General features: G+C 35.0%; 25 protein-coding genes. 10 read left to right on the top strand and 15 right to left on the bottom strand.

Going from position 1 to position 25,090, the window contains the following annotated elements; all coding sequences use genetic code 11:
- Positions 1 to 91 precede the first annotated feature (91 nt).
- From ICJ85_RS06445 to ICJ85_RS06435, 3 genes are all read left to right on the top strand, one after another.
- On the top strand, positions 92 to 3,568 hold the full coding sequence (locus ICJ85_RS06445) for a hypothetical protein (RefSeq protein ID WP_188222950.1): 3,477 nt from the start codon (positions 92 to 94) through the stop codon (positions 3,566 to 3,568).
- Positions 3,569 to 3,641: 73 nt separating this feature from the next.
- Positions 3,642 to 4,559, top strand: coding sequence for a metallophosphoesterase family protein (locus ICJ85_RS06440; protein WP_188222949.1), 918 nt, complete (start codon positions 3,642 to 3,644; stop codon positions 4,557 to 4,559).
- Between the two features lie 83 nt (positions 4,560 to 4,642).
- Positions 4,643 to 5,224, top strand: a complete 582-nt coding sequence (locus tag ICJ85_RS06435; protein WP_188222948.1) for a c-type cytochrome — start codon at positions 4,643 to 4,645, stop codon at positions 5,222 to 5,224.
- A gap of 72 nt (positions 5,225 to 5,296) precedes the next feature.
- Here the strand turns inward: ICJ85_RS06435 and ICJ85_RS06430 are convergent, their stop codons facing one another.
- From ICJ85_RS06430 to trmB, 7 genes are all read right to left on the bottom strand, one after another.
- Positions 5,297 to 5,803 (bottom strand): ferritin, encoded by a 507-nt coding sequence (locus tag ICJ85_RS06430; RefSeq protein ID WP_188222947.1) that lies wholly within the window; start codon positions 5,801 to 5,803, stop codon positions 5,297 to 5,299.
- Between the two features lie 429 nt (positions 5,804 to 6,232).
- The gene (locus tag ICJ85_RS06425) at positions 6,233 to 6,562 is read right to left on the bottom strand and encodes a 2Fe-2S iron-sulfur cluster-binding family protein (protein ID WP_188222946.1); all 330 of its coding nucleotides are present in this window, start codon (positions 6,560 to 6,562) and stop codon (positions 6,233 to 6,235) included.
- Positions 6,563 to 6,752: 190 nt separating this feature from the next.
- Positions 6,753 to 6,998, bottom strand: a complete 246-nt coding sequence (locus ICJ85_RS06420; RefSeq protein WP_188222945.1) for a NifU family protein — start codon at positions 6,996 to 6,998, stop codon at positions 6,753 to 6,755.
- Positions 6,999 to 8,138, bottom strand: coding sequence for an Mrp/NBP35 family ATP-binding protein (locus ICJ85_RS06415; protein ID WP_188222944.1), 1,140 nt, complete (start codon positions 8,136 to 8,138; stop codon positions 6,999 to 7,001).
- A 165-nt stretch (positions 8,139 to 8,303) separates the two neighbouring features.
- On the bottom strand, positions 8,304 to 8,633 hold the full coding sequence (locus tag ICJ85_RS06410; protein WP_188222943.1) for an MGMT family protein: 330 nt from the start codon (positions 8,631 to 8,633) through the stop codon (positions 8,304 to 8,306).
- Between the two features lies 1 nt (position 8,634).
- Positions 8,635 to 9,264, bottom strand: coding sequence for a LysE family transporter (locus tag ICJ85_RS06405; protein WP_188222942.1), 630 nt, complete (start codon positions 9,262 to 9,264; stop codon positions 8,635 to 8,637).
- Between the two features lie 2 nt (positions 9,265 to 9,266).
- Positions 9,267 to 9,941 carry a tRNA (guanosine(46)-N7)-methyltransferase TrmB gene (gene trmB, locus ICJ85_RS06400; RefSeq protein WP_188222941.1) on the bottom strand — a complete coding sequence of 225 codons (675 nt, stop codon included), beginning with the start codon at positions 9,939 to 9,941 and terminating at the stop codon, positions 9,267 to 9,269.
- Between the two features lie 111 nt (positions 9,942 to 10,052).
- Here trmB and ICJ85_RS06395 point away from each other — a divergent pair, with 111 nt between their 5' ends.
- A complete protein-coding gene (locus ICJ85_RS06395; RefSeq protein WP_188222940.1) occupies positions 10,053 to 11,099 on the top strand; it encodes a glycosyltransferase in 1,047 nt (348 codons plus the stop codon).
- Here ICJ85_RS06395 and ICJ85_RS06390 read toward each other — a convergent pair.
- A complete protein-coding gene (locus ICJ85_RS06390; RefSeq protein ID WP_188222939.1) occupies positions 11,082 to 12,125 on the bottom strand; it encodes a sensor histidine kinase in 1,044 nt (347 codons plus the stop codon). The genes ICJ85_RS06395 and ICJ85_RS06390 overlap by 18 nt on opposite strands.
- Positions 12,125 to 12,805, bottom strand: a complete 681-nt coding sequence (locus ICJ85_RS06385; protein ID WP_188222938.1) for a response regulator transcription factor — start codon at positions 12,803 to 12,805, stop codon at positions 12,125 to 12,127. Before ICJ85_RS06385 ends, ICJ85_RS06390 begins: the two co-directional genes overlap by 1 nt.
- 209 nt (positions 12,806 to 13,014) lie before the next feature.
- On the opposite strand from ICJ85_RS06385, the gene ICJ85_RS06380 reads away from it, so the two are divergent.
- From ICJ85_RS06380 to ICJ85_RS06370, 3 genes are all read left to right on the top strand, one after another.
- Entirely contained in the window at positions 13,015 to 13,356 is a 342-nt protein-coding gene (locus ICJ85_RS06380) for a T9SS type A sorting domain-containing protein (RefSeq protein WP_188222937.1), read from the top strand.
- A 112-nt stretch (positions 13,357 to 13,468) separates the two neighbouring features.
- A complete protein-coding gene (locus ICJ85_RS06375; protein ID WP_188222936.1) occupies positions 13,469 to 15,187 on the top strand; it encodes a T9SS type A sorting domain-containing protein in 1,719 nt (572 codons plus the stop codon).
- A gap of 81 nt (positions 15,188 to 15,268) precedes the next feature.
- Entirely contained in the window at positions 15,269 to 16,249 is a 981-nt protein-coding gene (locus ICJ85_RS06370) for a LuxE/PaaK family acyltransferase (protein WP_188222935.1), read from the top strand.
- A 122-nt stretch (positions 16,250 to 16,371) separates the two neighbouring features.
- Here the strand turns inward: ICJ85_RS06370 and tyrS are convergent, their stop codons facing one another.
- Positions 16,372 to 17,667 carry a tyrosine--tRNA ligase gene (tyrS, locus tag ICJ85_RS06365; protein ID WP_188222934.1) on the bottom strand — a complete coding sequence of 432 codons (1,296 nt, stop codon included), beginning with the start codon at positions 17,665 to 17,667 and terminating at the stop codon, positions 16,372 to 16,374.
- 89 nt (positions 17,668 to 17,756) lie between these two features.
- Here tyrS and ICJ85_RS06360 point away from each other — a divergent pair, with 89 nt between their 5' ends.
- On the top strand, positions 17,757 to 18,764 hold the full coding sequence (locus tag ICJ85_RS06360; RefSeq protein ID WP_188222933.1) for an NAD-dependent epimerase/dehydratase family protein: 1,008 nt from the start codon (positions 17,757 to 17,759) through the stop codon (positions 18,762 to 18,764).
- On the opposite strand, the gene ICJ85_RS06355 is transcribed toward ICJ85_RS06360, so the two are convergent.
- The 3 genes from ICJ85_RS06355 to ICJ85_RS06345 are packed head-to-tail and all read right to left on the bottom strand — an operon-like array spanning position 18,727 to position 21,321.
- Entirely contained in the window at positions 18,727 to 19,245 is a 519-nt protein-coding gene (locus ICJ85_RS06355; protein WP_188222932.1) for a DUF4296 domain-containing protein, read from the bottom strand. The two genes, ICJ85_RS06360 and ICJ85_RS06355, sit on opposite strands and share 38 nt — an antisense overlap.
- Positions 19,245 to 20,591, bottom strand: a complete 1,347-nt coding sequence (locus tag ICJ85_RS06350; RefSeq protein ID WP_188222931.1) for a dihydroorotase — start codon at positions 20,589 to 20,591, stop codon at positions 19,245 to 19,247. Before ICJ85_RS06350 ends, ICJ85_RS06355 begins: the two co-directional genes overlap by 1 nt.
- A gap of 7 nt (positions 20,592 to 20,598) precedes the next feature.
- The gene (locus tag ICJ85_RS06345; protein WP_188222930.1) at positions 20,599 to 21,321 is read right to left on the bottom strand and encodes a polyprenol monophosphomannose synthase; all 723 of its coding nucleotides are present in this window, start codon (positions 21,319 to 21,321) and stop codon (positions 20,599 to 20,601) included.
- Between the two features lie 123 nt (positions 21,322 to 21,444).
- Between ICJ85_RS06345 and ICJ85_RS06340 the strand changes: the two genes are divergently transcribed.
- Together ICJ85_RS06340 and ICJ85_RS06335 are read left to right on the top strand one after the other, a co-directional pair.
- Positions 21,445 to 22,092: a DUF4271 domain-containing protein gene (locus ICJ85_RS06340; RefSeq protein WP_188222929.1), complete on the top strand. Its 648-nt coding sequence runs from the start codon at positions 21,445 to 21,447 to the stop codon at positions 22,090 to 22,092.
- 20 nt (positions 22,093 to 22,112) lie between these two features.
- Positions 22,113 to 22,862, top strand: a complete 750-nt coding sequence (locus ICJ85_RS06335; RefSeq protein WP_188222928.1) for a uroporphyrinogen-III synthase — start codon at positions 22,113 to 22,115, stop codon at positions 22,860 to 22,862.
- A 78-nt stretch (positions 22,863 to 22,940) separates the two neighbouring features.
- Here the strand turns inward: ICJ85_RS06335 and pckA are convergent, their stop codons facing one another.
- Positions 22,941 to 24,557, bottom strand: a complete 1,617-nt coding sequence (pckA, locus tag ICJ85_RS06330; RefSeq protein WP_188222927.1) for a phosphoenolpyruvate carboxykinase (ATP) — start codon at positions 24,555 to 24,557, stop codon at positions 22,941 to 22,943.
- Positions 24,558 to 24,629: 72 nt separating this feature from the next.
- Positions 24,630 to 25,016: a DUF423 domain-containing protein gene (locus tag ICJ85_RS06325; RefSeq protein ID WP_188222926.1), complete on the bottom strand. Its 387-nt coding sequence runs from the start codon at positions 25,014 to 25,016 to the stop codon at positions 24,630 to 24,632.
- Between the last annotated feature and the right edge of the window lie 74 nt (positions 25,017 to 25,090).

The raw sequence follows: 25,090 nt of genomic DNA, 5'->3' as shown, positions 1-25,090 counted from the left end.
CATGACAAATATCATATAAACCTCGAATAGAACTTAGTAAGTTTGATTGATTTTCTAGTACACTATTTTACAATCGATTACTTAAGTTTAAATGAAAACGAATAAAACCAACACTTCAGAGCAATTACAAAGTAGAAAGGATATAGTTCAATATGTTAACTTACAGCTTGCTGCTTTAGGTCAACCTTTATTTAAGGATAAAGAAGGAGCTTCTCAAAAATTTTGCAATCCTAAATTACAAATGCTTACTAAAGCATTTACTCAAGGCTTTAAAGAAAAATCCCGACTATTATCAGGGAACCTTGCTCCTGCCGATCAAAGAATACAAGATTTTATAAACGATTACTTAAAAGAAATCCCCTTTATAAAATCAATCAGGATTCCTAACAACACTTTGATTCTAAATCAAAAAGGTCACGCCAGAGAAATTAGCTTACCACCAGACGAAAACACGTTTTCAAGCGAGAATGTTAAATCATACAGAATTAAACAAGGGATTCTTAACAATCCATTGCATGACAAACGTACAACTAAAGGTACATTTCATATTGTAGAAAGTAATTTGCCCGTTCCGTTAGACAAAAAAGAAGTTTCTAAACTTACATTTGCCCATTTTTTAAAAGCAGCCTTCTCACCTTCCGATGATTTAAACACGTTACCGCTAACCGCTAGTCAAGAAGACAAAGCTAAAGTTATGGTTTCATTAATGTTGCGACCTACCGTTTGCCCCGAGGTTAAAGGTGTGATTGCTAAAAAAAGTATGGAAGTCCGCTTTTTCGCTCCAGGAAGTCTGGTAAGTAACCTCGACTTTGTTGAATCTATTTTTGGCAATGCCGGCGATCCTAATTTAGCACATAACGATGCAGCCTTAGATATCGATCATTGGACTGGACATACAGGCTGTATTATTCTGGCTCCCCAACTAAAAACCTTGAAGAAAAAAGATGTTGGTTTACCACATTGGGACAACGCTACCGAACGTCAAAAAAGAGAGGGAATGTGTTGGAAAAACGAAAACGAAATCTACAATGACGGCAGTGCTTTTAAAGTTACTTGTAGAGACGACCAAGGCGTTGTTGTTACAATTATTGCAGATAACTATTATGGGTATTCTAAAAAAGAAATCAAAACACAAATTAGTTATTCAGCTAATTTATATGGTCTAGTTGAAGAAGAACACTCAGGTGGTGCCATTGCATACCCTAGAGGTGTTATGGGAGATATTGTAGACGGTTTGGCGTTTTCTAAAAAAGAAGATAACAAATTCAGCTTTAAAGATACCAAAAAGCTTTTAGGAGACCGTATCGATGTTAAACCAGAAAACTATGCCATCGACAAAACGTATCCTAACCTGATATATATCCCTGAGGATGCTTATATAAATACAAACACCAACAGCATCACTTGGAATTTCAAAGGCAAAGAGCAAAAGTTGGTTTTATCCCCTTATAAAACATACATACACCCTACGGGAAATAAATTCAAATTAGAAAAACATAAAGCTGTTTCGCTATGGCGCATAGTTAACACAGCTCCTGAAGGCATTTTTTGCCATAAACCCTGTACAGTTTCAGGTGGAGGAAAATCGGAAATCTCAAAATCGATGCTAAACGCTATCACCTATAGCACGTTTAATATTGTAGATATTGATGAAGATTTTAAAAAAGCTGATGAAATTATTGAATACGATTATTCAAAACGCTGGAAAGCTTACGACCCTACCTTACCACCTTCCGAGCCCTTTTTAAGTGCAAAACGAACATTAGGTTCAGCGGTAAGGTTACTTACTCCCCTTCCTGTTTTTAAGGATGAATACAACGAATTCGTTTCTAACATACCACCACATATCAGATCTTTAGTTTTATTTGTAAAAAGATTATACCGTCAGGATCATGGTGATTTAAACTGGAAAGACTGCATATCTGTAGATATCATAAATGGAAAAAAAGGAACCGGATTAAAGCATAACAACACTCCTGTTATTGGTAGCTACGTTAGAATCGGGTTTAATCAAAACGGACAATGGCTATTAAACAAATTGCGATCTGATTTTTCAGCATCTCATAAAATTCAGTTGGAAGACGATATTTCGGCCTCTATCACTTTACCTAAAGAAGAGTTTAAAAACCTAAATCCTGAATTCACAAATAAAAGTTTAAAAGTAGTTACCAACTGCGAAAGTTATTTATTTCAACGACCAGATGAAGCGATCGTACGAGGTTATGATGAAGGCGCCGAACGCGACATTGTTTCAGACAATACCTTCTTAACGAATTATGAGCTACTAACAAAAAAAGATGCTATTGAAATTTATGAAGACACCATTAATTTTGACAAGTACACGCAACCTGTAAAGGACCTCATTCTTAATATCGTTAATAGTGATAACGATGAAGAATACTTTGTTTTACCTTCACATACCCGAATTGTGGATGGTGAACCAACTAAAAACCCGCGTTATTTAGAATACAACAGGTTTTATAACGAAACCGAAGACAGTTATTTAGGTGAAATTGGTGTGCGTTTATTCAGAAAAATAAAATCGGAAGACCCGGTAATTAATGTGGTTAATGCGGTACTTCCCGGAAGAAGAAACAACCCGGTAGACAAAAAAGCCGGCATACGCCCATTAGCCGTTTACAATCCTATTCACTATCAGGAAACTCCGGAATTGTTTATGGATTTTATTTGCAGCCTTACAGGGAAATCGCCATCTACAACCGGGGCTGGCTCAGAAGGAGCTTTAACCAAAGGCCCTTTCAACATGCTTACTCCAACAACAGATTTAAACAACGCTCTGCTTTCTCACATTTTAACCGAATCTAATGCCTTTAGCACAGCGGCTGGTTATGTGGGTGCAGAAAATAAAGTAGACCACGATATTAGTTTATTAATCCCTGAAATCTGGGCACGATTAGAACCACAGGACCGTGACCCTAATTTCCTGATTAATGATGGTGCTCTCGAAAAAATAGATGATTTTGAATACAACGGACAAAAAGTTTTAGCGAGTCGTTTAGGTTATCGAATTACCCAACAATTTTCTCTCAGATGTTTAAACCGATTATTTGACGAACCTAACATTGTATTTGATGAAAAAATGTTGAAACCTGAACTGCAAGGCATGGATGATTATGTAGACGGTATTAACAATATTGTTGAAGCTCAGAAAAAAGTCGCTCTTCGCTATTTTGAAGATGGCAGTATTGAAGCTGCTATACCGCCTCTAAAAATATTATTACATATTATGGCATACGGCACTTATGAAGGTAAAGAAATTAGCCATCCTGAACTTAGAAAGTATTTCAAGAGAGATTATGTTATAAACAGCGATTGGTATTTAGAACGCTTGAAGTTAAAACAGCAAAAAGATATAGCTTTTTACAAAAAGCAACAAGATTATCTTACAAACTTCGCTTCAACAGACCATAACGTTTCTTTAGTTAAAGAACTACATATCTTAGAAAAACTACAGCAGGTAAAGACCAAACTTTACCAGGCGAGTAATGATTCATATTTAAATAGTTTAATGGGAACTATAGGAGCTGATCCACTTTACAGAAGCTAATATATTTAGTAATTGATTGATTTTTAAAAAAGTGTTTCATTTTTGAAACACTTTTTTATTTACATTTACTATCATGTTTTCAAGCAAAAAAAGATTAGACAAAGCCTATAAGACTGCTAAAATCATCACGTTCGATGATAAAAGTAAGTTTATTCTTTTCAGTGACTGCCACCGAGGTGACAATAGTTTTGCAGACGATTTTGCCAACAACCGTAATATATATTTTCATGCTTTAAAACATTATTTTGCCGAAGGTTTTCAATACTGTGAACTTGGTGACGGTGATGAACTTTGGGAAAACTTATCTTTCGATCCTATTTTCGAGGCCCACAAAAATGTATACATGCTCATGAAAGAATTTCATCAGCAAAACCGCTTGCATATGGTGTGGGGCAATCACGATATGGTATACCGAAACCCCAATTTTGTTAAAAAGCATTTAGAAACCTATTTCGATGCCAAAGAGGAAAAAGATAAAGCCTTACTAAATGATTTAAAATATCATGAAGGCCTTGTGTTAAAACATAAACAAACGGAACAAGAACTCTTTTTAACCCATGGTCATCAAGCGGACACATGGAATTACACCTTCTGGAAGTGGAGTCGGTTTTTGGTTCGTATTCTATGGAAACCATTAAATGTAATCGGGATTTCAGATCCTACACGGCCCGCCAAAAACCATAAAGAGCTTATTAAGGTAGAGCGACGCACCAAAAAATGGATTACCGAAAACAACAATCGCATTACCATTGCAGGCCACACGCACAGACCCCGTTTTCCCGAGCCAAGGGATATTCCTTTTTTTAATGATGGGAGTTGTGTTCATCCAAGATGTATAACCGGTATTGAAATTGAAAACGGTAACATTACCTTAATCAAATGGCTTATAGATACTAATGACGATGGTATCCTTCAAATTGTTCGTGTTGTCCTTGAGGGCCCCAGAAAACTAACAGACTACTCAAGTAACAAACTCACTATCAACACGTAACATATTATATGTTTGAATTTATTTTAATTATTGTATTGTTAAATTCACTAACTTTACTTTAATCACCAACCAACTATTACTTTATGAAATCTAAAATTTTACTACTAGCCGTAGTGAGCTTAATCGCTTACTCCTGTAATTCTCGTACTGAGAAAAAGACAACCGAAATGAAACTAGAAACCGCAGAACAAGAGCCTATCAACCTTCTTGAACGAGGAGAATATCTAGTCGATTTAGGCGGGTGCCACCATTGTCATTCTCCAAAAGTTATGACAGACCAAGGTCCTGTGCCTGACCCAAAACGTTTATTGTCTGGTCATCCAGCCGATGAAGCCTTACCGCCTTACGATAAAGAAACGGCTAAAGGTTACGCTCTCTTCTCTATGGGATTAACGTCTACAACCGGTCCTTGGGGCACCTCTTTTGCAGCTAATTTAACTCCAGATACAAGTGGCATTGGTACGTGGAGTGAAGCTCAATTTTTCAAAGCAATGCGTGAAGGCAAATCAAAAGGTCAAGATGGTGGCAGAATGTTATTACCACCAATGCCCTGGCAAGATTTTGCTAAACTTACCGATGAAGACATCAGAGCTATTTTCACATACTTAAAAAGTCTGCCAGCAGTTGAGAATGTAGTTCCGGCACCCATTCCACCAGCCATGTAAGTATTTACCAAACAAAAAAAAACGCTACTGGTCTCTCAGTAGCGTTTTATATTTTGAATAAAATTATGTGTCCTATTCCGTTGGAATTCTTTCATCTATCATTTTTAACGGCATACCTTCCATTAAACCAAAAATATCTAAAATACTTCTAAAAGTATCTTCCTCTTCAGCTTGTTCTGTTATAAACCATTGTAAAAATACTTCGGTAATATAATCGTCTGCTTTTCTTGCTGCTTTAAAGATTTTAAATATAGATTGGGTAACGCTTATCTCTTGCTCAAGAGCCGTTTCGTAAATAGAGATTAAACTTTCAAAATCATTATTAACATTGGTAACGTTTGGTGAAATAGCAGCTCCGCCGTTATCATTAATAAATTCAAAAATCTTCATGGCATGCTCTCTTTCTTCTTCTGCTTGCTTATAAAAAAGAGCTTTACTATTTAACAATTCGCGTTGGTCGCACCAAGATGCCATAGCAAGGTATGAAGCTGAAGCTTTCATTTCCATCGCTATTTGATTATTTAATAAGTCCATCACGTCCGGATGAATAGACATTTGTTTTCTAACTATTGTGTTCATAAATGGGCTTTTAAACAAAGTTACAATAAAATAAAACTGTTAAAGCGAATGATTAAAATTTAAAAAAGTTCTAAATAAGCCCAGAATACTATACCAAAATTGTATCCGGAGTGTGAAAAATTAAAGCTATTTCCTCTTTTAATTGTAATAATTGAGGAATCTCCAGGAAGATTAAATGTTGCTTATCAGCCACAAAAAGTAATACAAAATTCTCATTATCAATAATTCTGTTAAGTGAACTATAGCTTGTTAATTCGTTGATTTTACGCCTTAACTCCAGCATTTGAGGAAAGCTTAAGCTAATAGTCTTACTAGGCGTCCTTAAAACATACTTACAAAATGTAAGATGTTCGATTTGATAACTTGTATTTGTATGTATTTCTGTATTCACGAGGGCAAATATAGCTCTTTATTTAGAATAAATAAAAATTAACTTTCCGGAGCTAGTTCAACTTCAAGACCGTCCATTTCAGGTGTCATTTGAATCTGACATCCTAAACGGCTATTATCTTTTACGTCGAAAGCTTCAGATAGCATAGCTTCTTCGTCATCGCTCATTTCCGGTAATTCTGTTTCACTAATCACATAACACTGGCAAGATGCACACATAGCCATACCCCCACAAACACCAATAGTTCCCTCTGGAGCCAATTCGTAACTACGTACAACCTCCATTAAATTCATAGCCATATCCGTTGGAGCCACTACATCGTGTGTTACACCGTCTCTGTCTGTTATTTTGATATTAATATCACTCATCTTATCTCTCTATATAAAAACCGAAAAAATATTTGTGCAAATTTAAAGCTTAAAATGAATTTACAAATCTTTTTCCTATCAAATTACTAGGAAAAACAAAAAAAATAAAGAATTACTAAAATTCTTTATTTTTTCTATTCCTTTTTTATAAAAACGGGGTTTAAATTGAACGTTTTACAGAAACGCACTCTTAAACCGCAATATTAACCACTTTTTCAATCTGTGGAGCGTGCTTTTTAATAGTCATTTCCACACCAGACTTTAAAGTCATTTGGTTTACGCTACAACCCACACAAGCCCCTTCTAACTGAACTTTTACTAATGTATCGTTATCTTCAATAGACAACAATGAAATATCGCCACCATCACTTTGTAAAAATGGGCGAATTTCTTCTAACGCTTTCTCGACATTAAGTCTAACTTCTTCTGATGTCATTTACTTAGTTTTTACTGCTGAACACCCAGCCATCGTTGTTATTTTAATTGCTTCAGTAGGCGGTAAATCTTCATTACGTCTTACCACTTCCTGAACCACATTTTGAGTTATCTTTTCAAAAGCTTTCTCTAAAGGCGTTGCTGTTTGCAGAGCTGCCGGGCGACCAACATCTCCCGCTTCGCGAATACTTTGCACCAAAGGTAACTCTCCTAAAAACGGTACATTTAAGTCTTCAGCTAAATTTTTAGCACCCTCCTGACCAAAGATATAATATTTATTGTTTGGTAATTCTTCAGGTGTAAAATAAGCCATATTCTCTATAATTCCTAGCACTGGGACACTAATACTATCCTGCTGAAACATCGCGACTCCTTTTTTAGCATCGGCTAAGGCTACATTTTGAGGTGTACTTACCACCACCGATCCTGTAATTGGAAGGGATTGCATAATACTTAAGTGTATATCGCCAGTTCCTGGAGGTAAATCTATTAGTAAGAAGTCTAATTCGCCCCAATGTGCATCAAATATCATTTGGTTTAGGGCTTTTGCTGCCATTGGTCCTCGCCAAATTACCGCTTGATTAGGTTGTGTAAAGAACCCTATTGATAATACCTTAACGCCATAATTTTCAATAGGTTTCATTTTTGATTTTCCATCTACATTTACGGCTAAAGGTCTTCCTGCTTCAACATCGAACATGATTGGAATCGATGGCCCATAAATATCGGCGTCTAAAATCCCGACTTTAAAGCCCATTTTAGCAAGTGTAACCGCTAAATTGGCTGTTACAGTAGATTTACCAACACCACCTTTACCTGAAGCCACAGCTACAATGTTTTGAATCCCCGGAATCGGGTTTCCTTTAATAACATTCGCTTTAGGCTTTTCAGGTGCATCTACCTTTACGTTTACCTTAATTTTGGCTTTTTCGTAAACCTGATCGTGAATAGTTTTTAAAATATCTACTTCGGTACGTTTTTTAGCTTGTAAACTCGGGTTTTTTATTGTGATATCTACAATAACCTCATAACCAAAAACAACAACATTGGTTACAGCGCCGCTTTCAACCATGTTTTGTCCTTCGCCAGGTACCGTTATAGATTCTAATGCTTTAAGTATGTCTTTTTTATTAAGCTTCATGCTCTATTTAGATTTATTCTAAGGCTACAAATATACTGTGAATTGTTCAGAATATAAAGCCCTAGCTATTGAAATGATTTATGGTTGAATTTTATTTAAAGATAATACGATGAATTTTAAAAAAACCTTCATTTTATCTGCTAAACAAGAGGTTATATTGAAGAATTATAACTCTTCAGTAGGATTCCAAAATACCTCTTCAAAATCCTGAATTTGATTATCGATTACTTTTATGCCTTCACTTTCTAAAAGTTGTTGCATTAAATTAGTACCGTCGAAATGTTGTTTCCCGGTGAGCAATCCTTTTCTATTTACCACCCGATGGGCAGGCACATCTTTCCCCGAAGACCCATTCATGGCATAACCAACCATTCGCGCACTTCTGGCAGCACCAAGATAAGTTGCAATGGCACCATAACTTGTAACTCTTCCAAAAGGAATTTGTTTGGCAACCTCGTAAACTTTATCGAAAAAATTTAGGGTTTCCGGTTTCATCTTAAAGCTCTTTTAAAATATTGATTAAGGTCACTACAGAAATAATTCCGGTAATGCCGCCTATCAAGTAATTCATACTTTTTTGTGAGGTAATAGGCTTATCTTTTATTTTATCGAAGAAAAACATGTAAATATACAGCATGACAAAAGTCCCCATAGCGGTTCCAATCACATAAGTTAAAATATCAATCTGATTGAAAGTTAACCAACCGATTGAAGCCAATGTAATCGTCATATATGCCTGATACGGAATAGGGAACACATTGATTACCGACATAAACATACCTTGAAAAAAGCGACTGCGTTTACTTCGCATTTCAATTTCTGCGACTTCTTTCGGCTCTTTTTTAGCTACAAATAAAAAGTATATGGTAATCAGTACAAATATTACAAAGGCCACACGTTGAAGGATATCAACCACTTCGGTGTTTTTACTTAAATACCTTGCAAAAACCGAAGCAATATAAGTTTGCACCAATACAATAACGCAAACCCCAACCGAAAACATAATACCTCTTGTATGCCCTTCTTTTAGGCTAATTTTGGCAGCTGTCATATTCAACAAGCCCGGTGGAATCACCCCCACTAACGATATAATTAAGCCTAAAAAAAAGATGACTGTAATATTCACAACTACTTAATTTTAAATCGAATATACGTAATTGCTTTGTTTTGTTCTAAATATTGCGATTCGTAAAAGGTTTGAATACTGGTTACTTCTTCCGGACTTCCCTCCTGCTTATAAACATTATGGTTGGCGTATAATACCTCATGGCCGGCACCGTGTAATAAACCAAGAGTATAACCGTGCATAAATTCACTATCTGTTTTTAAATTTACCACCCCATCTTCCTTTAATATTTTTTTGTAACGTGCTAAAAACTCAGCATTTGTCATACGGTGTTTGGTACGCTTGTATTTTATTTGAGGGTCAGGAAATGTAATCCAAATTTCATCAACTTCATTTGCACCAAAAGCATGATCGATAAGTTCTATTTGCGTACGTAAAAAAGCAACATTAGGAATATTTTCTTCCACAGCAGTTTTAGCTCCACGCCAAAATCGCGCGCCTTTTATATCTATTCCAATAAAGTTTTTATCGGGATAACGTTGTGCCAATGCTACAGAATACTCTCCTTTTCCGCAGCCTAATTCCAATACTAGTGGGTTATCATTTTTAAAAACATTTTTATTCCAGTTGCCCTTAAACTCATACTCCTCATTCACCAATTCGTCACGTGTTGGTTGATACACATTTGAAAACGTTTCGTTCTCTCTAAAACGTCTTAGTTTGTTCTTGCTTCCCACAGATAATTACTATTTTTAATGTTGTTAATATCCTTCAGTTAAGAAGGAAATAAATATTTGGTAAAATTAAGGAAATATACGAGAGCGTTTATATACATACCTTTGATTTTAATGAAAAAACGAATTTTAGTCGCTCCCTTAAATTGGGGTCTAGGTCATGCCACCAGGTGCATTCCTATCATAAAGGCTTTATCAGCTAATGGTTTTGAACCCATTATTGCGAGTGATGGCGTTGCACTTTCATTGTTAAAAAAGGAATTCCCGAAGCTTACACACATTGAATTACCTTCATACAACGTAACTTACGCTAAAAATGGAAAATTCTTTAAATTAAAGCTTCTAAAAGATTCTCCACGATTATTACAAGCTATTTTTAACGAAAAAAAAGCGATTGAGACCATTGTAAAAACCTATAACATTTCTGGAATTATATCAGACAACAGATTGGGGGTTTACAACAAGGCGTTGCCTTCGGTTTTCATTACACATCAATTAAAAGTATTAAGCGGTTCTACAACATGGCTTAGCACAAAAATGCATAAAAAATTCATTAAAAAGTTCAATATATGCTGGGTACCAGACACAAGTGACAACCTTAATTTAAGTGGAAAGCTAGGCCACGTAGACGCTTTTGAAATACCAACCGAATATATTGGCCCGTTAAGCCGATTTGAGAAAAAAGAAGTCCCTTTTAAAAACGATTTAATGGTTTTGCTGTCGGGACCAGAACCACAACGCACCCTACTTGAAGACAAATTACTTTATGAGCTGAAAAACTACAAAGGTAAAGTCGTTTTTGTAAAAGGACTAATGCAACCCAAACAAACCAAAAAGCAATTTGGTAATATTACCGTGTATAATTTTATGACATCGGAATTGTTAGAAAAAACGATTAATGAAAGCGCTTTGGTAATTTCACGATCTGGTTATACAACGGTTATGGATTTAGCCAAGCTGAATAAAAAAGCCTTTTTTATTCCTACCCCCGGACAATTTGAACAGGAATATTTAGCCAATCGGTTAACTCAAGAAGGCTTAGTACCAAGTTGTAAGCAAGAAAAATTTACTTTAGATAGATTAGAAACCATAGCCAACTTCAAAGGCTTAACTGCTTTTGACTTTGAAGCTGACTTTAAACGTTTATTTAACCTTTTCTAAGGTGAATGAAAACTCACTACCTACGCCAAATTCACTCTCGACATAGATCTTTTCGTCATGAGCTTCAATAATGTGCTTTACAATTGAAAGTCCCAATCCTGAACCGCCTTCTTTACGCGAACCACTTTTATCAACACGATAGAAACGCTCAAACAGTCGCGGTAAATGCATTTTAGCAATTCCCTCACCATTATCTGTAACACGAACTATAACCTTATTCTTAATCAAGTTTTCAATACTAATTTCAGTAGTACCTTTTTCGTTTCCGTATTTAATAGAATTAACCACCAAGTTAGCGACTACCTGTTGAATACGTTCCTTATCGGCCCTAACATAAATAGGATCCGGATATACTCTATCGAAGGTTAATGTAATTTTCTTTTTGGATGCTTTCATCTCCAGCATATCGAAAACACTTTTTACCAACTCCACAATATCGAACACCTCAACATTTAAACTTAAATCACCAACTTCTAACTTGGTAATCATATCTAAATCTTTAATGATATAGCCCAGACGTTCAATTCCTTTACTGGCACGTTCCAGATATTTCCTACGTATATTTTTATCATCCATCGCACCATCTAAGAGCGTTAGTATATACCCTTGAACCGTGAATAAAGGTGTTTTTAATTCGTGAGATACATTACCTAAAAACTCTTTTCGGTAATTCTCTCGTACTTTAAGCGATTCAATTTCTATTTTCTTATCACGAGCAAACTTATCAATCTCTTCGGTTAAAGTTTGCATATCGGTGGTGATGGTACGCTTTGTTAAACTCGTCGATTCTAAAAGCGTCAAATCATCGTATATTTTCTTTACCCGCTTGTAGATTAAGCGCTCGATACGGGATTGAATCATTAGGAACGAAAACGCATAAGTTCCTAAGGCTAAAATGAAAACATACCAGAAGTTAATGGTATAAAATGAATATAAAAAAACACTCGTTAAGAGCGTTATAAAACCGGTTATATATAGCGATGTAATTACCGCAAATTTATATGATTTTTTAAATTTTGGTTGCATTAATCTACAAACTTATACCCAACTCCTTTAATGGTTTTAAAACTATCGTCTCCAATTTTCTCACGAAGTTTACGAATATGAACATCAATAGTTCTCCCTCCAACTACCACTTCGTTACCCCAAACGGTATCTAAAATTTCATCGCGTTTAAAAACCTTACCTGGCTTTGATGCTAATAAAGATAGTAATTCAAATTCTTTTCTTGGTAAAACAATTTCTTTTCCTTTAGACGTAATCTTGTACTCGTCTCTATTAATTACCAAACTACCTAATTTCACCATGTCAGCAGCTTCTTCATCTTTAAATCGACGTAAAAGTGCTTTAACCTTACTTACTAACACCTTTGGTTTGATAGGTTTTGTAATATAATCATCGGCACCAGCATCAAACCCAGCTACCTGAGAATAATCTTCTCCTCTGGCTGTTAAAAACACTACCAATGTATTTTGCAAATCCGGATGTTTTCTAATAAGTTCACAAGCTTCAATACCATCCATTTCAGGCATCATCACGTCTAAAATAATTAAGTGAGGTAATTCCTTTTTTGCTTTCTTTACCCCTTCCTGACCATTTTCGGCAGTAATTACTTGATATCCTTCACTTGACAGGTTATAACCAACAATTTCTAAAATATCCGGCTCATCGTCGACAAGCAGTATTTTGATGTCTTTTTTATTCATATTTATTAGTATGTAGAATACTTTTTTTGATTTCTGCGTCAAAGATATAACTTAAACCAAAACTGTTAACTCTACGTATATTTAATAACACTAAGATAACAAATAGATTACATAATCTTAAAATTTTCGACCAAATACGAGTTTCTTTAACTCTTTTTTGGCACCACTTTTACAATAATTTATTAAATTTACAACGTTGAATAGTACCTATGAAAAAAAACTACGTTTTAATCTTACTTCTTTCTTTAGCATTGTTTACCAGTCAATTAAACTGGGGACAAAATAGCGCTAACGGAAATCCTATTCAACAAACTATCGAAAATCTTTCTATTTATCCTAACCCTGTTAATAGCGGTAGAACTTATATTTACATTACCACAAAACAAAACTTATCAAAGAAAATTGAATTTTTTGATGTTTTAGGAAAACGCATTTATTCCACCACCCTTATAGGTAAGGAATTAAACATCTCCAGTTTAAACAAAGGGGTTTACATCTTAAAGGTTACGGAAAACGGCATAAGTGAAACCCGTAAATTAGTTATAAGGTAAACTAATTGTTATATCACGGTTAAAACTCAACTTTAACATTCTTATTTACAGCTTTTTAAAAAAATAATACGTAATTTTAGTACATCTTACTGTATAATTAATCTTACGTAACATGAAAAAATTTTACTTTTTATTTATTACCCTCTTAATTACCTCACTTTCTTTTGGACAAGAACTCATTTTAAATGGAGGATTCGAAAATTGGGATAACACCACAACCCCTAGTAATTTCGACAAGGCAGAAAGCACAACACAAGAATCAACAGAATTTCACTCAGGAACATATTCTGCCAAACACACGGGAGGGACTTCTGATATATCTCAAACTATTTCTGGAATAACACCTGGCACATCATATACTATCTCTCTCTGGTATAAAGTAGATTCTAATTTTGGTGATGGCACTGATGCTAGAATTTGGTCTTATTGGAGAACAGGTACTAATACAATTTCTGACAATGCAAATGAACTTAGAGGACCAAATAATGCGTACCTTGATAATAATGGAAATATTTGGACTCAATATTCAGTTACATTAACCGCACCCGCAACAGCTGATAATTTCTATTTTGAAGTAAGAACATATGGTTCTGCCGTAGTATATTATGACGATTTTTCATTCTTCCAAGAAGCAACAGTTACACCTACCTTAGGCATAACATCTCCAAATGATAACGACATCATTCCTGGACCTGATGTACCTATTGAAATTAGTGTACAAAACTTTAATGTTGCCAATGGTACCGGAGATGGTTATATTACCTATTCTTTAGATGGAGGAAGTTCTGTTGACAAATTTGATACTAACACTATTAACTTAACAGGTCTTACTAAAGGTTCACACTCTATAACTTTGGAATTAGTAGACAACAGTGGAAACCCTCTATCTAGCCCTGTAACCAAATCCGTTTCATTTACAACATATGAAATTCAAACATTACCATATATCGATCATTTTGATTATTCAGTTGATGAAGCATTAGGAGGACAAACACCATGGACTAATTATTTCTCAGGTGACGAGGTTTTAATCCAGTCTGGAAGTCTATCTTACTCTTCATTAAATGGCACAGGAAACTCTATAGTTTTTGATGGAAGTGGAACAGACCCAGTAGTAGATTATACTCCTACATCATCTGGAAAAATTTATGCTGCTTTTATGCTAAAAGTAACTGCATTTGATGCTTCTGCCGTTGATGGCTATTTTGCCGTACTAAGAACAGACGGAGGAGATTATGCATCACGTCTTTGGATATCCCCAACTAGTGCTTCAACATACAGAATTGGAATAAGTAACAGCTCTACCCTAACCCAAACTAATACCCCAACAACAGATTATTCCTTAAACGAAACAATATTTGTTGTTTTCAACTATGATATCGATAACAACACAGTAAATGCATGGATTAATCCAACCTTAGGAGTGACAGAACCAACCCCTGATATTAGTGAAGCTTCTAGTTCTTCGGGAAATACTTTTTCTCAGTTTTTAATTAGACAGGATTCTAGTACCAAAACTCCAAGTATTGTAATGGATGAATTAATTATCACAACTTCATGGACAGCAGCAACACCTTTAGCCCTTTCAAACAAAACTTTCAATATTGAAGGTTTTAATATGTACCCTAATCCAACCTCGCTAGGCTATGTAAACATTATAGCAAAGAGCACTTCCACAATGGATATAACTGTATTCGATTTATTAGGTAAACAAGTGATTAAGCAATCCATTTCAAACACACTTGATGTTTCTGGGTTAAAAGCCGGGGTTTATATTATGAAAGTGACTCAAGATGACGCTGTATCAACACGAAAATTAGCAATTAAATAAATTTCCTTTTTATAAATTTTAGAGCGCTGCCATTTGGTGGCGCTTTTTTATTTTATCTACTTTTGTTACGGTAATTTAAATATGATAGATACAACAGCCATTTTCAATATAAAAAACAACCAGGAGTTTGAGAACTTAGCTTTAGAGGTTTTCAAATTTCAGTTTAGTAACAATCGAGTATACCGCTCATTTTGTGATTTACTTTACATTCATCCTGGTGATGTAAAATCTGTAAGCGATATTCCTTTTTTACCTATTCAATTTTTTAAATCACACGACATTTTAAGCTCTAAAGACGATATTAAAACCACATTTACCAGTTCGGGCACCACAGGAAATTTAACTAGTAGACATCTGGTGACCGATTTAAGCATTTATGAAAATAGCTTTTTTAAAGGTTTTGAGTCGTTTTATGGTAAAGTTGATGATTATGTAGTACTGGCGCTTTTACCGTCTTATCTGGAACGCGAAGGCTCTTCATTAATCTATATGGTCGATGCCATGATTGAGCAGTCTAAACATGCTGAAAGCGGCTTTTATTTGAATAACCTTTCAGAATTAAAAGATACTCTAATTGAATTGGATGCTTCGGGTAAAAAAATCTTACTTATCGGCGTTTCTTTCGCGTTACTTGACTTGGTTGAAACGCATCAGTTTCAATTGAAAAATACGATTGTTATGGAAACCGGCGGCATGAAAGGGCGCCGAAAAGAATTGATTCGTGCCGAACTTCATCATATTTTAAAGCAAGGATTTGGCGTGGATGCGATTCACAGCGAATATGGCATGACCGAATTATTGAGTCAGGCCTATTCAAAAGGTCATGGTGTTTTTAATTGTCCGCCATGGATGCGCATTTTAACCCGTGACACCGAAGATGCCCTAACCATCTTACCTAAAGGTAAAGCTGGTGGTATTAACGTAATTGATTTAGCCAACATTAATTCCTGTTCGTTTATTGCCACACAGGATTTAGGTAAAGTTTACGAGGATAATTCTTTTGAGGTCATCGGTCGCTTCGACAATTCTGATATTCGCGGATGCAACCTTATGGTTTTATAAAACAACTGTAAGTTTTATTAAAAATACACGACAAACTTCTTGCTGAGAAAGCAAAACTAAAAGATTAATTATTTTTAGGTTGGTTAATTAAAAAGCCTGATGTAAACATCAGGCTTTTTTCTTTATACAATACTTAATACAAAGTAATTCTTTTTACCACGTTGCAGTAAGACAAACTTATCGTTTATTAAATCTGCTGTAGTGATACTATAATCTTCTTTTACTTTTTCTTTATTTACGGAAATAGAATTTTCTTTTAAAGCACGTCTGGCTTCACTATTCGATTTTAAGAAGCCACCTCTTTCGGCTAAAGCACCAATAATATCTAATCCGTTTTCAATATCTTCTCTTGAAATTTCAGTTAGCGGCACACCTTCAAAAACTTCTAAAAAGGTTTTTGCATTCAAGCCTTTTAAATCTTCACCTGTAGATTTTCCAAATAAAATTTCACTCGCTTTAATTGCGTTATCTAATTCTTCTTTAGAATGCACCATGGTTGTGATTTCTTCCGCTAAACGTCTTTGTAACACACGTAAATGAGGCGCCTGTTTATGTTCTTCGATTAAACTTTCAATCTCTTCACGAGATAAGAATGTAAAAATCTTAATATATTTTTCAGCATCAACATCACTGGTATTTAACCAGTACTGGTAAAATTTGTAAGGCGATGTTCTTTCGGCATCTAACCATATATTTCCACCTTCGGTTTTTCCAAACTTGGTCCCATCGGCTTTTGTAATTAACGGCCAGGTTAAAGCATATCCTTTTCCACCATCTACACGACGAATTAATTCGGTTCCTGTTGTAATATTACCCCACTGGTCGCTTCCGCCCATTTGTAAGGTACAATTGTTTTCACGGAATAAATGTAAAAAATCGTAACCTTGAACTAACTGATATGTAAATTCGGTAAAACTCATCCCTACAGACGATTCTGATGACAAACGTTTCTTAACCGAATCTTTCGCCATCATGTAATTCACCGTAATGTGCTTACCAACATCACGAATAAACTCTAAGAATGAAAACTCTTTCATCCAATCGTAATTATTCACGATAACCGCAGCATTGTCCGCATCACTATCAAAATCTAAAAAGCGAGATAACTGCTCTTTAATCGCATTTTGATTGTGTCTTAACGTTTCTTCGTTTAATAAATTACGCTCAGCAGACTTCCCAGACGGGTCACCAATCATTCCGGTTGCTCCTCCTACAAGTGCCACTGGCTTATGTCCTGATAATTGAAAATGTTTAAGTCCCATAACACCTACTAAATGCCCAATATGCAGCGAATCGGCCGTTGGATCAATACCAACATACGCCAAACGCATAGCTTCCATTAAGTGCTCTTCGGTTCCCGGCATACTATCCTGGATCATTCCACGCCAGGTTAATTCTTCAACAAAATTCTTTATCATTATGTGTTCGTTTATTATAAAAGTATGGCAAAGATAAAAATCAATGTAGAATTACTTTAGTATAATGAATAATTCTTTACATTAGTTGCATGATTTTAGTAACAGGAGGCACTGGTTTAGTTGGTTCACACTTACTTTATAAGCTTGTAAGTAACAACGAAAAAGTAAGAGCGATTTACAGAACTGAAGCAAAATTAGCTCAGGTAAGAGATGTGTTTTCTACTTACACCGAATCTTATGAGCATCTTTTTAATGCTATTGAATGGGTTAAAGCCGACCTTTTAGACATTCCTACTTTAGAGGACGCGTTTAAAAACATTGAATACGTTTACCATTGTGCAGCCTTTGTGTCGTTCGAACCGGACAAATACCATCTGTTAAGAAAAACGAATATAGAAGGCACTGCTAACATAGTTAACATAAGCTTATCTAAAAATATAAAAAAACTGTGTTATGTAAGCTCGATTGCTACCTTAGGCAAACCAATCAATAATGCTGTAATTGACGAAGAAACTATTTGGAATCCGGAAGACGACAATAATGTTTATGCGATTACAAAATATGGTGCCGAAATGGAAGTCTGGCGCGGCACACAAGAAGGTTTAAATGCTGTTATTGTGAATCCTGGCGTTATACTAGGGGCTGGCATCTGGAAATATGGTACAGGTAGTTTATTTAAAAGAGCCCATAAAGGCATAAAATATTACAGCTCTGGTACAATTGGTTTAGTTGATGTGAAAGATGTTGTAGAGATTATGATACAACTTTTAAAAAGTAACATCTCAAACGAGCGTTTTGTTCTGATAGCAGAAACATGGAATTACAAAGCTTTTTTACAAACCTTAGCTACTGCGGTAAACGGAAAAATTCCTGAAAAATTAGCCTCTAAAAACCTATTGAGCATTGCCTGGCGATTAGACTGGTTAAACCATGTGTTGACAGGCAAGCGCAGGCAGTTAACAAAACACCTAACCACGACATTATCATCTAAAAAGGAATACAGCAGTGCTAAAATAAAAACAGCCCTAAACTACAAGTTCAAGGCTGTTAATAAAACGATTACTGAGGTAGGGTATCTTTTTCTAAAAGAGGTCTAGATAATTTACCTTCTTCCTTATCTTCCTCAAGGATATCTAATTTCTTTTTATCCAATTGAAGTAGTGAATCTTTTAATTTTTCTATTTTTTTAATTGAATCTAATTCTTTTTGTCTCCTTTCCTTATCAAGTTTCTTTTTTTGTATTTCTAACTGATTTTTCAAATGTTCTAAACTATCAATGGCTTTATCAAAAATTTCTTGATATTGCTTAATGTGATAGGTATAATAGTCGTTGCTTTCTGCAAACTGTAAACTATCTATACCGTGCTTTTCGAAAACATAATTTTTAAGATCGTATCCTTTATCTTCTAACAGGCGCTTATTTGTCCCGTTAACAGAGCCTACCAAACGTGCATCGATAAGTACTTCAACCATTTTGTCCTTCGGAATTAAATTCTCAGGCTTCTTTGGTCCACTTAAATTACCACATGATGTAGCAACAAGAATAATGAAAAAATATGTTATGAATTGCTTCAACATTATCTATTAAAAGTTAAACGCTTAGCCGCCTTTTCTTTACTGAATTTAGCATTTTGATAAACTAAACTTCCATTTAAAAATGTATGCGTAATTCTAGACTTAAAGGTTGTGCCTTCAAACGGAGACCAGCCACATTTATATAAGATATTATCTTTATTAACCGTCCACGGATTGTTTAAATCTACCAATACTAAATCTGCAAAATATCCTTCCTTAACGTATCCTCGCTTTTCAATTTCGAATAAAATAGATGGGTTGTGACACATTTTCTCAACCACTTTTTCAATTGAAATTTTACCACGGTGATACATTTCTAACATAGCTGGTAATGCATGCTGAACTAAAGGCCCTCCTGAAGGCGCACTTGTATAAACGTTTTTCTTCTCATCGATAGTATGTGGCGCATGATCTGTAGCAATAACATCTATACGGTCATCAAGTAAAGCTTCCCATAATTGGTCGCGGTCTTCCTTGGTTTTTACTGCTGGATTCCACTTAATCAAAGTTCCTTTTTTCTCATAATCTTCATCAGAGAACCATAGGTGGTGCACACAAACCTCAGCTGTAATTTTCTTATCTTTTAATGGAATTTTGTTACTGAATAATTTCGTTTCTTTTCCTGTTGATAAATGAAATACATGCAAACGTGCTCCTGTTTTCTTCGCCAGTTCAATCGCTTTTGATGAAGAAATATAGCATGCATCTTCACTTCTGATAATTGGGTGACAACTTACAGGAATATCGTCGCCGTATTTATCAAAATGCTCCTGAAAGTTTTTCTTGATAGTCGCTTCGTCTTCACAGTGCACAGAAATTACCATATTGGTGCTTTTAAAGATTTTCTCTAACACCTCAGGGTTATCAACCAGCATATTTCCGGTTGATGATCCTAAAAACAGCTTTAACCCAGCAACACTTTTAGGGTCTACCTTTAAAATTTCATCTAAATTATCGTTAGTTCCACCAAACATAAACGAATAATTCGCCGAAGATGTCTCGGCTGCAATCGCAAATTTCTCCTCTAACTTTTCAACGGTAGTGGTTTGCGGATTGGTGTTTGGCATTTCTACAAACGAAGTGATACCTCCGGCTATTGCCGCTTTCGATTCGGTTTCTATATTCGCTTTATGCGTTAACCCTGGCTCTCTAAAATGCACCTGATCGTCAATAGCTCCTGGTAACAAATATTTACCTTCTGCATCGATTACATGTACGTCTGATGATTTTGCACTTATAGAGTCACTTATTTCCTTAATATATTCGCCTTCTATCAGTATATCGCCATTAAAAATGGTGCCTTCGTTTACTATGTGAGCGTTTTTTATTAACGTTTGTTTCTTTTTCATTATTTATCTACTTCTTAAATAAGCTTTTCAATTTCATTGAGATGACTCCAAAGATAGCTTCAGAAATTATGCCAGAACTTAATTTCGATTCACCTTTCGTTCTATCGGTAAAAATGACAGGCACCTCAGCTATTTTAAAATCTTTTAAATAGGCCTTAAACTTCATTTCTATTTGAAACGCATAGCCTATAAATTTAATATTATTTAAATCTATAGCTTCTAAAACCTTCCTTTTATAACATACAAACCCTGCCGTAGTATCATGAATTTTCATTCCTGTTATTAACCTTACATATTTAGATGCAAAATAAGACATCAAAACACGACTCATAGGCCAGTTAACAACATTCACTCCCGTAACATAACGCGAACCGATGGCCAAATCGGCATTTGTTTCATGACATGCCTCGTACAACCTCACTAAATCCTCGGGGTTATGCGAGAAATCGGCATCCATTTCAAAAATATACTCGTATGTTCTTTCTAAACACCATTTAAAGCCATGAATATAAGCCGTACCCAATCCGGATTTTTCTTTACGCTCTTCTAAAAATAAGCGATTTGAAAATTCGGTTTGGAGTTCCTTAACCTTTAAACCGGTTAAGTCTGGAGAATTATCATCAACTATAAGAACATGAACACCATCCGATTGAGAAAACACAGCTTTAATGATCGCTTCGATATTTTCAATTTCGTTATAAGTAGGAATGATTACAATCGCGTTTGTCATTCTTTGGTGTTAATAAGACTTAAAAATTAATTTCAGCAAATGTACACTATTAGTCGTTTATTTATTTTAAATATTCCTTAATAATTGCCTTTTCTTCTTAAATTTTTATAATAATTTTACAACATGCTTAGGGAAACACTATCTAACGATTTATTCACTATTTTTATTATTATTGGCTTAGTTACTGTAGCCATTACAAAACTTATTGCACCTAAACGCTTTAATGATTTTACTTATGTTATTGGAAACTCGAAATACTTAAAAATTTATGCCCGAGAGCAGAAGTTTTTAGATAAGTTTGAAGCTTTATTATTCTTTAACCTTATTCTTTCGTCTTCGGTTTTTGTATATATCATTTATCTTAAAACCACTCAAACTACTATCATTTACCCGGATGCCATAGTTAAATTAGCTACGGGAATTGCAGTATTTATTTTAATAAAAGTACTTATTGAGCGCCTTGTTGCCAGCATTTTTGAAATTGAAAAACTGACTGATCTCTACTTGTTTCAAAAAATTACCTATAAAAACTATTTAGGGCTCTTATTACTCCCTATAAACGCCATTTTGCTTTACAGTTTTACGCCAAGTTTAAATTTCATTTACTTTATAATTATTTTATTATTAATTATCAACGTGGTGGGACTAATAACTTCTTTTAAAGCACATCAAAGTTTAATAAAACCTAACTTATTTTATTTTATTTTGTATCTTTGCACACTTGAAATCGCACCTTACATAATACTGTATAAGGTGTTTATTCTTAATTGACAAACTAACAACTTGCGCCCATGAAAGTGAAAACCATTTTAGTATCTCAACCAGAACCTAAAATAGAAAACTCGCCTTACTTCGATTTAATAGAGAAACAAAAAGTAAAAATAGACTTTCGCCCTTTCATCCACGTTGAAGGTGTTCCAGCGAAAGAGGTTAGACAACAAAAAGTTGATTTAAGCAAGTACACTGCCATTATTTTAACAAGTAGAAACGCTGTAGACCATTTCTTTAGAGTAGCTGATGAAATGCGCTTTAAGGTGCCTGATACTATGAAGTATTTTTGTCAGTCTGAAGCTGTTGCTTTTTATCTTCAAAAATATGTTGTTTATAGAAAGCGTAAAATTTATGTAGGTAAACGTACTTTTTCTGAGCTTTCCCCTTTAATTAAAAAGTATAAAGACGAGAAATTTTTATTACCAAATACTGATAAAGTAAAAGATGAAGTGCCAAACACTTTAGATGCTTTAGGAGTCGATTGGAAACAAGCCACTTTCTACAAAACAGTAATTAGCGACCTTTCTGATTTAGAGAATGTAACTTATGATGTTTTAGTATTCTTTAGCCCTTCTGGTATTGAATCTTTATTTCATAATTTCCCAGATTTCAAGCAAAACGACACTCGTCTTGCTGTATTTGGAAATACAACCATTAAAGCGGTTGAGGAAAAAGGATTACGTGTAGATATTGCTGCACCGACCCCTGAAACCCCTTCTATGACAATGGCTTTAGAAAAATATATTGAAAAAGTAAACAAAGGAAAATAACCTGTTGAATAAACAAATAAAAAAGGGCTGATTTAAAAATCAGCCCTTTTCTTTTGGTATTTAGTTTAGTTGGTAAAGTTAAAAAGCATATCGTTGTGGTCCTCCACGACGGATTTCTTCACTACAGTGTGCTTCAAACTTTTTAAAGTTTTCACGGAATGCATTACTTAATTTAAATGCTGTAGTGTAATATTTTTCATCATCATTCCAAGTTGTTCTCGGACTTAACACTGATGTTGGCACTCCCGGACAAGATCTAGGCTGGGCTACTCCAAATACAGAGTGAATATGATAATCGTCGTAATTATATAACCCTAAATCGCCATTAAGCACGGCATTAATCATAGCACGTGTATATTTTAATTTCATACGTGTACCCACACCATAAGGTCCTCCAGTCCAACCCGTATTTACTAACCATACATTAACTCCGGATTCGGTCATTTTAGCACTTAACATTTCTGCATATTTCGCTGGATGCAAGGGCATAAATGGCGCTCCAAAACACGCTGAAAATGATGGTTGCGGTTCTACTACTCCTGCTTCTGTTCCTGCTACTTTTGCCGTATAACCTGAAATAAAATGATACGCTGCCTGAGCTGGCGTTAACTTAGAGATTGGAGGCAATACGCCAAAAGCATCTGCGGTTAAAAAGAATATATTCTTAGGATTCTTCCCTATTGATGGCACCTGAATATTTTCAATATGGTTTAAAGGATAACTTACCCTTGTATTTTGGGTGATAGAAGTATCTTCAAAAATCACGTTCTTATCAGCATCAAGAATCACGTTTTCAAGAATAGCTCCTTTTTTAATAGCATCATAAATTTCCGGTTCGTTTTCTCTCGATAAGTTAATTACCTTGGCATAACAACCACCTTCAAAATTAAACACCGTATTTTCGGCTGTCCAACCGTGTTCATCGTCACCAATTAAACTTCTGCTTGGATCGGTAGATAAAGTTGTTTTTCCAGTTCCTGATAACCCAAAGAAAATAGCGCTATCGCCGTCTTTACCAACATTGGCACTACAGTGCATTGGTAACGTATTCTTATAAACCGGAAGAATAAAGTTTAAAGCAGAAAAAATTCCTTTTTTAATCTCCCCTGTATATCCAGTTCCTCCAATAAGAGCAATCTTTCTTGTAAAGTTTAAAATGGCAAAATTGTGTTGTCTGGTTCCATCTTCTTCAGGATTTGCCATAAAACCTGGCGCATTAACAATCGTCCATTCAGGATCAAAACCAACCAATTCCTCTTCAGTAGGTCGTAAAAACATGTTGTAAGCAAACTGGTTGCTCCAAGGATATTCATTAATAACACGAATGTTCAATTTATAATCGGCATCGGCACAAGCATAACTATCTCTTACGAACACCTCTTTGTTTGATAAATAATCTGTTACTTTATCGTATAAAGCATCAAACTTATCCGCTTCAAATGGAATGTTAATATCACCCCACCAAACGCGATCGCGTGTCACATCGTCTTTAACTATAAATCTGTCCTTAGGTGAGCGTCCTGTAAACTCTCCGGTATTAACAGCCAAAGCTCCTGAAGATGCTTCAACAGCCTGCCCTTTTTCAATAGCTATTCCATGCAACTCCTCTGGTGTTAACTGATACCTTACATCGGCATTTTTAATTCCATATTTCTCCAACGAAATCGTTTTCGTAATTTGACTATAGTTTTCCATAGTTTAGTTTAAAATTATTCACTTGACAAAACTAGCACAATAATTTTTAATTATTCTTGATTTTAACTTCTTTTAATAATTATTTTTTACGAAATTAATAATTAATAACACCCAAGAACTTATTAAGAATAGCCCTCCTATCGGCGTTACAAATCCTATGGTTTTAAAGTCGAAGGTGGTTAACGTATTTGTGGCTAATGCATAAATAGAACCCGAAAACAAAATAACACCAGTAACAACCAAATAAAAAAGTGTATTTTTTGCTTTTACCGATACGTTAGGAACAATCCCCACAAAAAGTAACAAAAAAGCATGATACATCTGGTAACGTACACCAGTTTCAAAAGTGTTTATAGCCTCCGCAGGTACCAAAGCCTTAAGTCCGTGAGCACCAAAAGCACCAAGAATTACACTTAACACCCCTAAAACAGCTCCAGTGATTAATAATCGTTTGTTCATATCAAAATTCTATTTTTTAAACAAATACGTTTTGTATTTACTAAATTAGTCCGTACAAAATTACTCAACTAAAC

The sequence above is a fragment of the Aestuariibaculum marinum genome (genome assembly GCF_014596975.1).
Lineage (GTDB): Bacteria > Bacteroidota > Bacteroidia > Flavobacteriales > Flavobacteriaceae > Aestuariibaculum > Aestuariibaculum marinum.
The sequence above is the reverse complement of the archived record's forward strand: the minus strand, read 5'-3'. Positions and strand labels throughout refer to the sequence as shown.